12 protein-coding genes are annotated in these 12,054 nt (G+C 37.4%); 1 reads left to right on the top strand and 11 read right to left on the bottom strand.

The features are described from left to right. Nucleotides 1–59: 59 nt before the first annotated feature. Complete coding sequence (locus tag ACWPVE_RS19130; protein WP_453996146.1) at nucleotides 60–680, bottom strand: NAD(P)-dependent oxidoreductase; 621 nt, start codon at nucleotides 678–680, stop codon at nucleotides 60–62. Nucleotides 681–1,012: 332 nt separating this feature from the next. Here ACWPVE_RS19130 and ACWPVE_RS19125 point away from each other — a divergent pair, with 332 nt between their 5' ends. Further along, nucleotides 1,013–2,401: a M28 family metallopeptidase gene (locus ACWPVE_RS19125; RefSeq protein WP_453996144.1), complete on the top strand. Its 1,389-nt coding sequence runs from the start codon at nucleotides 1,013–1,015 to the stop codon at nucleotides 2,399–2,401. Between the two features lie 143 nt (nucleotides 2,402–2,544). On the opposite strand, the gene ACWPVE_RS19120 is transcribed toward ACWPVE_RS19125, so the two are convergent. From ACWPVE_RS19120 to ACWPVE_RS19075, 10 genes are all read right to left on the bottom strand, one after another. Beyond that, nucleotides 2,545–3,027: a VanZ family protein gene (locus ACWPVE_RS19120; RefSeq protein ID WP_453997637.1), complete on the bottom strand. Its 483-nt coding sequence runs from the start codon at nucleotides 3,025–3,027 to the stop codon at nucleotides 2,545–2,547. Between the two features lie 113 nt (nucleotides 3,028–3,140). Then, nucleotides 3,141–3,425 (bottom strand): hypothetical protein, encoded by a 285-nt coding sequence (locus ACWPVE_RS19115; protein ID WP_453996142.1) that lies wholly within the window; start codon nucleotides 3,423–3,425, stop codon nucleotides 3,141–3,143. Between the two features lie 62 nt (nucleotides 3,426–3,487). Continuing rightward, nucleotides 3,488–4,018, bottom strand: coding sequence for a thiol-disulfide oxidoreductase ResA (gene resA, locus ACWPVE_RS19110; protein WP_453996140.1), 531 nt, complete (start codon nucleotides 4,016–4,018; stop codon nucleotides 3,488–3,490). Nucleotides 4,019–4,319: 301 nt separating this feature from the next. Then, nucleotides 4,320–4,829, bottom strand: coding sequence for a YfiT family bacillithiol transferase (locus tag ACWPVE_RS19105; protein WP_453996138.1), 510 nt, complete (start codon nucleotides 4,827–4,829; stop codon nucleotides 4,320–4,322). Nucleotides 4,830–5,037: 208 nt separating this feature from the next. After that, nucleotides 5,038–6,504 carry a glycoside hydrolase family 1 protein gene (locus ACWPVE_RS19100; protein ID WP_453996136.1) on the bottom strand — a complete coding sequence of 489 codons (1,467 nt, stop codon included), beginning with the start codon at nucleotides 6,502–6,504 and terminating at the stop codon, nucleotides 5,038–5,040. 24 nt (nucleotides 6,505–6,528) lie between these two features. Next, nucleotides 6,529–7,461 (bottom strand): ROK family protein, encoded by a 933-nt coding sequence (locus ACWPVE_RS19095; RefSeq protein ID WP_453996134.1) that lies wholly within the window; start codon nucleotides 7,459–7,461, stop codon nucleotides 6,529–6,531. Between the two features lie 66 nt (nucleotides 7,462–7,527). Continuing rightward, on the bottom strand, nucleotides 7,528–8,553 hold the full coding sequence (locus ACWPVE_RS19090; RefSeq protein ID WP_453996132.1) for a LacI family DNA-binding transcriptional regulator: 1,026 nt from the start codon (nucleotides 8,551–8,553) through the stop codon (nucleotides 7,528–7,530). A 90-nt stretch (nucleotides 8,554–8,643) separates the two neighbouring features. Beyond that, on the bottom strand, nucleotides 8,644–9,477 hold the full coding sequence (locus ACWPVE_RS19085; RefSeq protein WP_453996130.1) for a carbohydrate ABC transporter permease: 834 nt from the start codon (nucleotides 9,475–9,477) through the stop codon (nucleotides 8,644–8,646). A 14-nt stretch (nucleotides 9,478–9,491) separates the two neighbouring features. Next, the gene (locus ACWPVE_RS19080; protein WP_453996128.1) at nucleotides 9,492–10,439 is read right to left on the bottom strand and encodes a carbohydrate ABC transporter permease; all 948 of its coding nucleotides are present in this window, start codon (nucleotides 10,437–10,439) and stop codon (nucleotides 9,492–9,494) included. A 154-nt stretch (nucleotides 10,440–10,593) separates the two neighbouring features. Further along, nucleotides 10,594–11,895 (bottom strand): ABC transporter substrate-binding protein, encoded by a 1,302-nt coding sequence (locus tag ACWPVE_RS19075; RefSeq protein WP_453996126.1) that lies wholly within the window; start codon nucleotides 11,893–11,895, stop codon nucleotides 10,594–10,596. Nucleotides 11,896–12,054: the final 159 nt, after the last annotated feature.

The following is a 12,054-nucleotide window of genomic DNA, read 5'->3' as shown; positions in this document are numbered from 1 at the left end:
GTAAAATACTAGGCATCAAAATGATAATTTGGTTGTTTACATACAATTTGAACACATGATTAATAGGCGACTCCTACTCGCGTATGGATAAACTCACTACTTTCTATCTGACGATACGCAAATTCTGCTGTATCGGGAACTGATATTTTCATACCCTCTTCTGGCAAAAAGTTTCGTTCAATTCGATATTGACCTTCTCTTTTTCCGTCTGGCAAATAGGTCGGACATACAATCGTCCAATCGAGTGTTGAGTCTTGCAAAATCTCGTAAGCTTTATGATGGTCTTCTGCTGCACGAGTTGATTTGCGTTTTGATTCACTTGATTGATAACGCAAAATATCTGGTGTGATTCTACTTTGTAGTATACCTGCTGTACCTATCGTTATTATTCGTTTTAAACCTTCGTTTTTCATTGCTTCGATAATCAGTGGCATGCTTTCAGATAAAGTGTTTTTGCCATCCGTGTTGAGTGCACTAATCACGACATCAATCCCCTGCATCGCCCGTTTAAGCTCCTCTATATTTAATACATTCCCTTGAATAATCGTTGCATTTTCACTATGTATGTCAACCTTCTCTGGAGATCGAACGAATGCAGTAACCTGATGTTTATCATGAAGGGCATACGTTACAATTTGCCTTCCCACTCGTCCAGTTGCACCTAAAACTAAAATATTCAAAAATAGATCCTCCCTTTTTCCTTATAACTATTACAATACACTATTAATTCGTCTTTTACTGCACTCTTCAACTTTCCACTTTATCGGTGCTTCGTTTGTACAACTATAATAGTCGTCTAAATCAATTTCATATAAACTTACCATAGAATAGGTCTCTTTTACCATGACTTACTAGATTTTTACGTCGAAATAAGTCTAAATATTAGTAATTTTCTAACTCGTATGTTTTTCCATTTTACCCTATCATTAAATGTAATTGTGGCTTGTACAAATACTAGTTTGCTAGATACATAAAAAACGCAGCCATAACAATTACATTTAGGAGGATGTATATGGTAGTTAAAAGAACAAGATCAAAGGTGTTTGCTTCACTTTTAGCAGTATCCATTGCATTTGGGTCCGTAGGATCTGTTTCGGCAGATAGCCCAAACGGAAAATCTTCTTATGCACACGATCAAAAGGTAGTCGCAAGAGTTGATGCAAATAGGGCAATTGAACACGTCCGATATTTATCTGAAGAAATTGGTACACGGCCTGGAGGACTTGAAGCAGAAAAACGGTCAGCAGATTATATTGCAAACACCTTAAGGGGATACGGGTACGATGTAGAATATCAATATTTTCCTGTAGCTGATCAGTATATTGCTAATGTAGCCTTTAATGATGGCAGTACATGGGAAATGGGGGCTGCCCCAAATGGAAAAATAAGCACGGAAGCTGTCGAGGGCCAGGTTTTATTTATTGAAGGTGGAACGAGCTTAACCGATTTTCCTAGTGAAGCAGAAGGAAAAATAATTGTTATGCCTCGTGCGTCTAGTACTTCCGATTATCGGAAGCAGGTAGACAATGCTGTTCAGGCTGGAGCTAAAGGAGTTATTTTACAAAGCCTTGTCGGTAGTCGTGGTAATTATGGTTCAACCTTTAATCCAAGTTTATTGACAACATATGATATCCCTGTATATGGTGCAGCCTTTATCCAGGGAGAGTGGCTAAAAGAGCAGTTGGAAGAAGGACCAGTAGAAATCAGCCTTACGGCAAAACAATATTCCAACCTTCAATCCGTGAACGTAATAGCCACAAAGGCACCGAAAACGAAGAGGAAAAATGCAAAACAAGTCATTCTTGGCGCCCATCATGATAGCGTCGTTGGCGCATTTGGTGCAAATGACAATGCCTCTGGTGTGGGATTAATGCTTGAGCTTGCAAGGGTTTTTAAAGGATATAACACAGAAAAAGAATTGAAATTTATTGCTTTTGGTGCGGAAGAACGTGGATTACTTGGATCACGATATTATGTTAATCAATTAACACAGGAACAAAAAGATAACATTGAAGCTGTATTTGTTCCTGATATGGTGGCTACCAATTATGATAAGGCGAAAAACCTATATGCGATGACTCCAGATGGTAGTACAAATTTGGTTACTGACTCAACAATGGCCGCAGGTGCCCGTTTAGGTAATTCTGACATCCTGCCAGGAACATTTGGCTCGAGTGACCATGTACCATTCCATCAAGCGGGTATCCCTGCTGCCTTATTTATTTGGATGGGTATCGATAGTTGGGACCCGCTTGTGTACCATATCGAGAAAGTCTACCATACGCCACAAGATACCATTGCTGATAATATTTCTGCTGAAAAAATGAAATCAGCACTAGACATCATAGGTGCTGGACTGTTTTCAACCGTAAGAAAAGATATACCTGGCTTATATAAGTAAGAACGAAACAGAATATTGAAGTATTACAGATGACTCCAGTTATGAACTGGGTCATCTGTTTTCATTCAAAAAGGTAAGCTCGATATCTTTTACAAAAAAGTGCAGAAATCTTTGGATCAATGCACTCCTCTTGTACAAGAACATTAGGATTCCGATTTGGCAAACATATGAACTATTCTAACAGAAGTTTTGATTACCAAAAATCCGATCATAGTACCTAAAGTGTTCAAGATGATGTCGTCAACATCCGTTGCCCTCATTGGCAAAAAAAATTGGACGAACTCAATACATGTAGAACATAGGAAACCCGTTACTCCCACTCTTAGTACACTATTTAATTTGTTGAATTTTAATGTAAGCATTATTCCTAATGGTACAAACAAGATAATATTTCCAGCAAAATTTCTTAAAGGGACCATGTAATAAAAGTGGCTCATTAAGCCTTTTATACTTGAAAGAGGTACTAAATTGATAGTTGGACCATGGTTATAATGAATACCTATTTCAATAGGAAAAATGGTCATTCCTATAATCCACAGTACACTTATCAAAAAAAGTAGATTGATTGTTTCCTGTTTAAGATCAAATTCTATCTTCCTACAAATGATCGAATTCCCTTTAATCATCAACCATAAAATTATGATGACTAGTGCTGGTAAAAGAAAGTTTATCCTCAATTCTATACATCTCCAACAACTATATATTCTATCTCATAAAATACGAATGTTCGCTGAGTTATTTAATAGAACCAGTATTGCAATAAATCTTGAAGAGCTACGATCAATAAAACAGTACCAACAATAAAGAAAGCGATTAATTGAGCAACGATTCTATTTTTCTTATAAAACCGAATACCACTTATAAAAAAACATAGGCTAACTGACATAAAAAAGAATGGAGCAACTACCATATTATCCGTAATGGTGAGATACACAAATAAAATAAGAGAAATCATTGTAGTAAATGCGTGAATGAACATCATGGCCTTAACATCACAAACTCTCTCCCTCTTCACCTCAATCATACATGAATCACCTCCGATATAAATTCTTACTATTAAAAAGGACTCTTTAAAATATTTTTGTTTTAATTATGTACTATTTCTTTTATTAATTGATCTAGTTGTTCTTTAGATAACTCGCCTTCGTAGGAACTATGTAAAGTTCCGTCAGGAGTTATAAAAAAGGATGTAGGAACATAACGAACATTGAAAGTATTATAGACTTCTCCTTTTTTATCTAGGACAACAGGAATTGTTAAATCATTTTTTTGCATAAACGATGAAACGGTTTCTTCAGATTCATATATGTTAACTGCTACAACCTCAAAACCGTCCTTTTTATATTGTTCATAAGCCTGTTGAATTGCAGGCATTTCATTTTTACAAGGGGTACACCAGCTACCCCAAAAATTGATTAATACAGCCTGTCCACGTAAATCTTTTAACTCTAATTCTTCGTCGTTATTCGTTGGTAACCTAAAATTCGGAGTAACTTTACCAATTACGGCTTCTTGAGTCTGATCTATTGCAAAGTAATTTTGATAAATCGTGAATATTAGTGCAGCAAAAAGTATGGCTATTACACTTCGACGTAGCCAAATACTGAACCTTTCCATGACAAAAGCTCCCATCAAAATAAAAATGTGTTGAATACGAATACACACTTAACTTTAACATATTTTACATAAATTAACATTAAAAGTTGATAGTTTACATAAAACCACTACTTCTATACATTCTTTATATTTGTTGTATTTCAAAAAAGAAGAGCTATTTCTAATAAATCCACCTTTTCTATATGAAGATATTTTTTATATAGGCACCATTAATATTCTTAATTAACCACAATAAAAAGGTGCAATAATCATTAGATCAATGCACCCTGTTGTTTAATAATAACTTTTATAAACTATTGTATTATTTTGATAACGCCATTTTTATATGGGCTAAGTGATGTTCTTCATGCCAGGATAATTTAGCTATTTTTGTTGCAACCTTTATCATACCGTTTATCTGGTGGTTAAAGCCTCGTTCTAATTGTTCTTCTGTTAAACTTTTTCCTAATGATACGATGCGTTCGTTAATACCTTCTAACATTCTAATCGAACTTTCTACAGGAAGCTTTGTATCAGGCTGAATTGCCCATTTTTCTTCATCAAATGCAGGTACTGTTGGGTTCTCATCTGTTAAAGCCAGCTTCAAACGTTGATACATATTCAACTGAGAATCTGCTATATGATGAACAAGTTGACGGACTGTCCAGCTACCTTCACGATACGTTTTGCTTAATTCCTCATCACGAAGGGAGTCGACAGTTTCTCTTAATCGAATGGTGTAAGTTTCGATTTCATTTAGCCATTCTTGAATATTCTCTAATGTTACTTTTTCAGGAACTTGTAATTTCCCTATTGGGTATCTTACATCCATTTTCAATCCCCATTTCTCTTCTTCCTCTTTATTTTTCATACTATTTTTAATTATATCATTTCAACATTTAGATAGTTGGATAAAAGCTTTTTCATTAAACGCATCCTGATTTTTTAATAGATGTTAACAAATAATTTATCATTAAAAGACCTCTTCCAAAACGGAAGAGGCTTATAAAAACAATAATCTAAATGTAATATACCATTCTTTACTCTTTCTCACCCGCTACTTCGGCAGATTCTAGTATACTACCATTCGTTTCGATGACTTCTTTATACCAATAATAGCTTTTCTTTTTGATGCGGCGAAGATCGTGTATTCCTTCTTCATGTTGGTTCACATAGACAAATCCATAGCGTTTTTGGAATCCATTAAGCCAGCTTAACAGGTCTGTAAACGACCAGGTGCAATAACCTAGCATGTCCACACCGTCACTAATCGCTTCTTGTACGGCTCGTAGATGTGCTTGTAGATATTGAATACGGTACTCATCATTAATGATATCGCCTTCTTCAAGAACATCATACTCGCCTAATCCATTTTCACTAATTAAGATTGGTAGCTGGTAGCGATTCGTAATACGGCGCAGGGCGATTCTGAGTCCAGTCGGATCAATGTTCCAATCCCAATTTGTGCGCTCGAGATTGTCATTTTTGATTGTTTTATAGAGACCTGGGACACCCGTATCTTGTGAGCTTCCTTTTTTGCCAGATGTATTCATTTTACCAGCGGACACACCATTTAATAGGTTCTTTTCAAAGGTTGTCGTTTGGTAATAATTTAACCCCATGAAATCAGGTGTACCTTCTTTTAATAAATCGAGGTCACCACTTTCAAGGGTTGGAGCCACACCTTTTCGTTCTAAGTACTCCCACGCTACCTTCGGATACGTTCCCCATGCATAGACATCCATCCACCAATGAGCATTAAACTCCTCCGCATTTTCTGCGGCAAGGATGTCATCTGGGTGAGAGGTTGCAGCATACGATGGAGAGTATGCGAAGCTCGGTCCAATCTTGCCATCTGGAACATAGTGACGGAACTCTTTAATCGCACGTGCATTTGCAAGGTTCGCGTGATGATTCACTTGATGAAAAAGTTTCTCATCTTTCACGCCTGGAGGGTGAAGGGCTGTTCTATATCCAAAACTAGTGAAAATGTTTTGTTCATTTAAGCTTACCCAGTACTTTACACGATCACCGAAATGCTTAAATAAGGTAACGGCGTAATTGGTAAAGTCTTCAACAATTTCACGAGATTCCCAACCTCCATACTCATCTTGAAGCGCCTGTGGTAAATCCCAGTGATAAATCGTTAGAATCGGTTCAATTTGATGAGCCAGTAGTTCATCAATTAAATCACTATAGAACTGGATACCTTTTTCATTGACTTCCCCTTTGCCTTTTGGAAAAATCCGAGTCCATGCAACAGAAAATCGGTAGGCTTTCAATCCCATTTCCGCCATCAGACGGACATCTTCTTTATACCGATGGTAATGGTCGACGGCTATATCACCAGTCGTACCTTTAAACGTTTTTCCAGGAATTCGGACAAACTGATCCCAGTTAGAAGGACCCTTACCATCCTCATCCCATGCCCCTTCTATTTGGTAAGCTGCAGAAGCAGATCCCCACAAAAAGTTTTTAGGAAAAGGTGTTAATTTCTCGTGTATCAATGTATTCCCTCCTATGAATTTGAACTAGATATTGGATGATTCAAGTTGTTTACTTGAACGTGCTGAGTCTCTTTGCAAAAAATGGCATAGTGCACCAATTAAATTAGAGTCATTTCCAAATTGACACGGATAGATTTGGATGTTTATACATTCTTCACTCGGCTTCATCACCTTAAGCTTTTCATTTATTTGGTCTATAAACCCTTCCCGTTTGCTGATGGCCCCGCCAATTAGGATTTTTTCGGGATCAATGATGTATTGTAAATTATATATCCCTACTGCCAAGCGTTTAATAAATTTATCAATTTCGTCCTGTACTTCCAGATCGCCAGCATCCGCCATTTCAAAAACGTCTAATCCATTAAGTGTATATGGGTCAAGGTTTTTACGTTTGGCAACCTGCATAACTAAACCCCATGTAGCCGCAAGGGAACTCCAAGTTTCCCCGATTGGTTGATTCAAATAGTCTTCGAGTATCATATAACCAAATTCACCGCCGAATAAGTTACTACCACGGCGAACTTTTTTATCTAGAACAAGCGCTCCCCCAATTCCAGTACCAATCACGATACAAATATAATCACGAACATCTTTCGCAGCACCGATCCACCCTTCGGCTAGTCCAGCGCAATTCGCATCATTCTCAAGTTCAACTGGAAGATTTGTACGTTCGTGGATTAATTCCTTTATATTGGGACCATGGATATATGGAATTGCCGTAAACCCTTTAATAAATCCAGTTTCCACATCGACAGCTCCTGGCATACTTAAGCTGATGCCACGTAGGATATGACTTTTTTGAAATTCCTTCACCACTGAATGAATCGCATCTATAAACGAGTCAATTCCATCTTTTGGTGTTGGAAGGAAAGACTTTTTCAAAAAATTACAGCTTGCATCCATAAGGGAATATTTGATTGTGGAACCACCAACATCAAAAACTGCATAATAGTTCACTGTAACTCCCCCTAACACCTCATTAAAGTCTTGATGTTCTCTTTTCTTAAAATATTCAAAGTGCGACTACCAGAAGTTATTCTTTGTGCCACACGAATCCCTGATGATCACTTCAGAGTCAGTTAACACAGGTTTCAATTTTGATTTTCCCTCGATTAAATCATTTAGCATATATGCGGAAAGTTTACCGATTTTCTCCTTCTCCTGTTTCACTGTACTCAAGGCAGGATCACTGTATCTGCAAGCGGCAATGTCATCACATCCAACCACTCTTATATCATTTGGAACTTGTAATCCAGCTTCTTTAATCGCTCTGATTGCACCTAGTGCCATTAAGTCTGATGCAGCGAAAATAGCTTCCGGATAATCCTTTAACTTCAGTATTTCCTTCATGCAGCGATATCCACTTTCTTCATTATAGTCACCGTACTGGATCCACTCTTCTCTTTTTTCAAGACCAAATTGAGTTAATGCATTGTTAAATCCTCTTAACCGATAATTCGAAATGACAGAATCTCTCATACCACCGATAAATCCAATTTTTCTTATAGAATTCAAATAAAAGTGCTCGACCACTTTTCGTGATAAATTCTCATTATCTGTTGTGACATAGCTAGCTCTAGGTCCTGTCAACTCGATATCAATGCCCACACAAGGGAAACCGCTTTCCGCAAGTTCATACGTTGCATCCTCTACTTTTTCACCTGCAATTATTAAACATCCATCCACGTTAAAATGCTTGCATCTAGCCAAATAACTACCTTGATCCTGTAAAAAATGTTCGTTGGAAAACAATAAGATATCATATCCTAATAATCCAATATTTTTCTTAAATGTTGAGATGACTTCATTGAAATAAGGGTGCGTCATATCAACATTGATCTTCCCAGCGTAGATAAGACCAATCAGATTGGATTTTTTTGTTGCCAGCGATCGAGCTGAAAAATTAGGTGCATATCCCATATCATGAATAACGGTCAGGACTTTATTTTTAGTTTTCTCACTAATCCCGCCGTAATTATTAATGACTTTCGAAACGGTAGCCTGTGATACCCCTGCCATTTTTGCAATGTCTTTTATCGTTAAACTCATCGTGTTATCCCTTCTATTCTGTCTAAAATCTTCCTACTGCTAGATTACTAAGAGTTATAGAGTGAAACAATAGCTTGGCAGGAAAATTCATTATTTTACGGACCCTTCCGTAATACTTGAAATAAACAATCGGTTAAATAATAAGAAAATGATTAATAATGGAACCGTAGCCCAGAATACACCAGATAAAATCATGCCGAAGTCAACATGTTGTGTATTGCTCAATTGTGCCAATGCCACTTGAATCGTATACATTTCTGGATCTCGTAATACTGTAAACTGCCATAGGAATTCTCCCCAAACAGCGGTAAAGACAATGATTCCGAGAGTCGCAAAAGCTGGTAATATAATCGGTAAGACGATGCCCCGATAAATTCGAAAGTTCGAACATCCATCTAATTTCGCTGCTTCTATTAATTCATCAGGAACGGCTTCGTTAATATACTGTCGCATCAGAAAGATTCCTAATGGATTTAAAAAGAATAAAATCATTACCCCTGGTAAGGTATCAAGAAGTCCTGCATTTGAAATTAAAAAATATTGAGGAATTAACCCTAACTGTGGCGGTATGATCATTGTTACTAATACAGCGACAAAGAAAATGTTTTTGCCAGGGAATTTGAACTTTGCAAACGCAAACCCTGCTAATGAACTAATAAATAGAACAACAATCGTAACGACCGCACACAGGAGAAAGGAATTCCACATGGAACCAAAGAAGTCAATTTGATTCAGTACCTTTTTAAAGTTTTCTACCAACATAGTTCCTGGTGTAAGTGTTGGAGGAATAGTGTTATAGGCAGCACTAGGTCGAGTCGCCATTACAAACATCCAATAAAACGGAAACAAGGAAAGGACTGCCGCAATAAGTAAAAATAAGTAAACGAGAGTTCTAGTGAAAGAAAACTTTTTTCTTTTTTTCATTGCTTGGGTACTCATTAACGGACACCTCTCTTCTTTCCAAAGCCTTGTGTTAACTTAATATTTAGGACAGCAAATACAGATATGATCACTAACAAAATAATCGCTGTTGCTGAAGCTGTTCCAAATGACTGTAATCTAAAAGCATCTCGATATAGGTACATCACTATCGTCATCGCCTCATCCCTTGTAAAAGCGTCAGCCCCTAAGAAAACAGTAGGTTCAGAGAATAACTGCATAGCGCCAACAGTTGAAGTAAAGACCGTTAGAATGATAAATGGCTTCATCATTGGGATGGTAATATATAAGAGCTGCTGAATCTTATTGGCACCATCTATCGTAGCTGCCTCATATAAATCATTCGGGATACTTTGAATCCCTGCTAAATAAATGATGGTATTGTACCCCACCCATCTCCAAAACACCATGATGGATATGGCAATTTTCGTTCCCCATTCCGAAGCGGCCCACGCTATAGGGTCAAGCCCAAAGAAATGTGTTAATACATAATTAGCAAGTGAAGATTCATGATTGCTAAATAACACACTAAAAATAAGGGCTACAGCTACCATTGACGTTAAATATGGCATAAAAATTGATACTCGAAAAAATCCTTTAAACTTAAGAAACGTCATATTTAATAAGTAGGCTAAGATAAGGCCAACAACTAATTGAGGAGCAGTCCCCATAATCCCCATTACGATCGTGTTATAAACTGATTTCCAAAACAATGGGTCCGTTAACACCAGTTCAAAATTCGCTAATCCATTAAATGTCATTGGGCTTAGCCCGTTCCATTTTTGGAAAGCAAGATAAAAGCTAAAAAGTGCTGGGTATAGACCAATAATGGCAAAAATAATAAAGAAAGGCGCTATGTATAGATATCCTGAAATCATATCTTTCTTTGCTTCAGATCTAAATTTCTTTTTCCTTTGAATTGGTACTTTATTAGTGATTAAATTCATTTACACGCCTCATTTCCGTATTAAATAGAATAGGCTCGTACTTCCCTTTCCTCTTCATGTTCACACATGTTTATGTAATAAGGGTCGGCCTACTTTCATAAGCCGACCAGGTAGTATGATTTTCCTTCGAAAAATAGCCTAGAAGTTTACTAGATTAGCGCTTCATAAGATCTTCTGCACGCTTGACAGCAGCTTCCCACTCTTTTTCTGAGTCAGCCCCTTTATTTTGGACATTTTTAAGTGCATTCTGGATTTCATTATGAATTGGGAAGTACTTTTCGCCTCTAAATCCAATACCTGTGATGTCTTTAGCAGCTTCAGCGAATACTGGAGCAGACGCTTGCCCACCAAAGAATTCATCTTGATTTGACTTGAACTCATCCATTTCATATACAGCATGAGCAGAAGGAAATAATCCATGGCTTTGGAATGATTTTAACTGATTTTCTGGTGATACAAGCCATTCAACAAAATCGTACGCTTCTTGTGCATGTTTTGTTTCGTTTGGAATGGCAATGTATGAACCACCCCAGTTAGCTGCAAATTCAGTTGGCAATGTAGCCACTTTCCATTTACCTACGGCGTCAGGAGCATTTCCTTCCATCCAGCCTTTTAACCAACCCGCACCTAGCTCAGCAGCAAATTCACCCATGTTCACAGCGTTCGCCCACTCGGGACTCCACATTTCATATTTCCCAACAATTCCAAGATCGTTCAGTTTAACAGCATAGTCATAAGCCTTTTTCACTTCACTATCTGGACCAAGGTTTAATTCATTATCAGGCGTTAAATAAGCAGATTGTGCAGCATCTAAGTAGGCTCGGTATACCATTTCAATACTATCCACGAATGGCTTACCTGTTTTTTCTTTTATTTGCAATCCAGCTTCTTCGAATGCTTCTGGTGAATTAATTAAAGCTGCCACCTCATCTGGGTCAGTTGGAAGACCAGCTTCTTCAAATAAATCGGTGCGGTAATACAACGCCTTCGGACCGATATCGGTTGGAAGCCCAAACAAGAAATCGCCATCTGCATTTTCTCCAACTTCCCATTTCCAATCTAAGTACTGATCCTTCACATCATTCGCACCAAGATCATATAAATTTGCGAAACGATCTTGAGCGACTTTAAAACGGTCGAATTGATCAATTTCCAACATTGCGATGTCAGGAGCGCCACTTCCAGCAGATAATGATGTAAAGAGTGCATCATGATGATCCGCTGTTTCAGATGATTTCACTTTAATTTTTATGTTTGGATTTTCTTTTTCGTATTCCTTTGCTAAATCTTCATACCCGGTTGCACCGAATGTCCAAAAGTCTAATGTAATTTGTTCGTTTTTCCCACCATCGTTTGTGTTACTCGATTTTTCAGCATTATCACCACTACAAGCCGCTAACGAAAGTGCAAGAATGGAAGATAAACCAACAGCAGCCAACTTTTTTATAGGTTTCATGTTCATGCCCCCTTAAATAATTAATATGTAACTAGATTTACTACCGTTTTAATGCATTACCGAAGTGACCACCTCCTTATTATCGCTACGAAAAAAGTTTACGAAACCGGTTTCGTAACCGAGTAAAAAAATATATTATGTATTCGCTTTCAATTACAT

The organism is Bacillus nitroreducens, from assembly GCF_964021195.1.
Note: the sequence above shows the minus strand (reverse complement) of the source record. Positions and strands in the feature narration are given on the sequence as shown.

What these genes read in the sequence shown, in the direction of transcription:
- ACWPVE_RS19125 (WP_453996144.1), top strand. Translation starts at nt 1,013, where the DNA reads ATGGTAGTTAAAAGAACAAGATCAAAGGTGTTTGCTTCACTTTTAGCA.
- ACWPVE_RS19120 (WP_453997637.1), bottom strand. Translation starts at nt 3,027, where the DNA reads ATGATTAAAGGGAATTCGATCATTTGTAGGAAGATAGAATTTGATCTT.
- ACWPVE_RS19115 (WP_453996142.1), bottom strand. Translation starts at nt 3,425, where the DNA reads ATGATTGAGGTGAAGAGGGAGAGAGTTTGTGATGTTAAGGCCATGATG.
- resA (WP_453996140.1), bottom strand. Translation starts at nt 4,018, where the DNA reads ATGGAAAGGTTCAGTATTTGGCTACGTCGAAGTGTAATAGCCATACTT.
- ACWPVE_RS19105 (WP_453996138.1), bottom strand. Translation starts at nt 4,829, where the DNA reads ATGGATGTAAGATACCCAATAGGGAAATTACAAGTTCCTGAAAAAGTA.
- ACWPVE_RS19090 (WP_453996132.1), bottom strand. Translation starts at nt 8,553, where the DNA reads ATGAGTTTAACGATAAAAGACATTGCAAAAATGGCAGGGGTATCACAG.
- ACWPVE_RS19085 (WP_453996130.1), bottom strand. Translation starts at nt 9,477, where the DNA reads ATGAAAAAAAGAAAAAAGTTTTCTTTCACTAGAACTCTCGTTTACTTA.
- ACWPVE_RS19080 (WP_453996128.1), bottom strand. Translation starts at nt 10,439, where the DNA reads ATGAATTTAATCACTAATAAAGTACCAATTCAAAGGAAAAAGAAATTT.
- ACWPVE_RS19075 (WP_453996126.1), bottom strand. Translation starts at nt 11,895, where the DNA reads ATGAAACCTATAAAAAAGTTGGCTGCTGTTGGTTTATCTTCCATTCTT.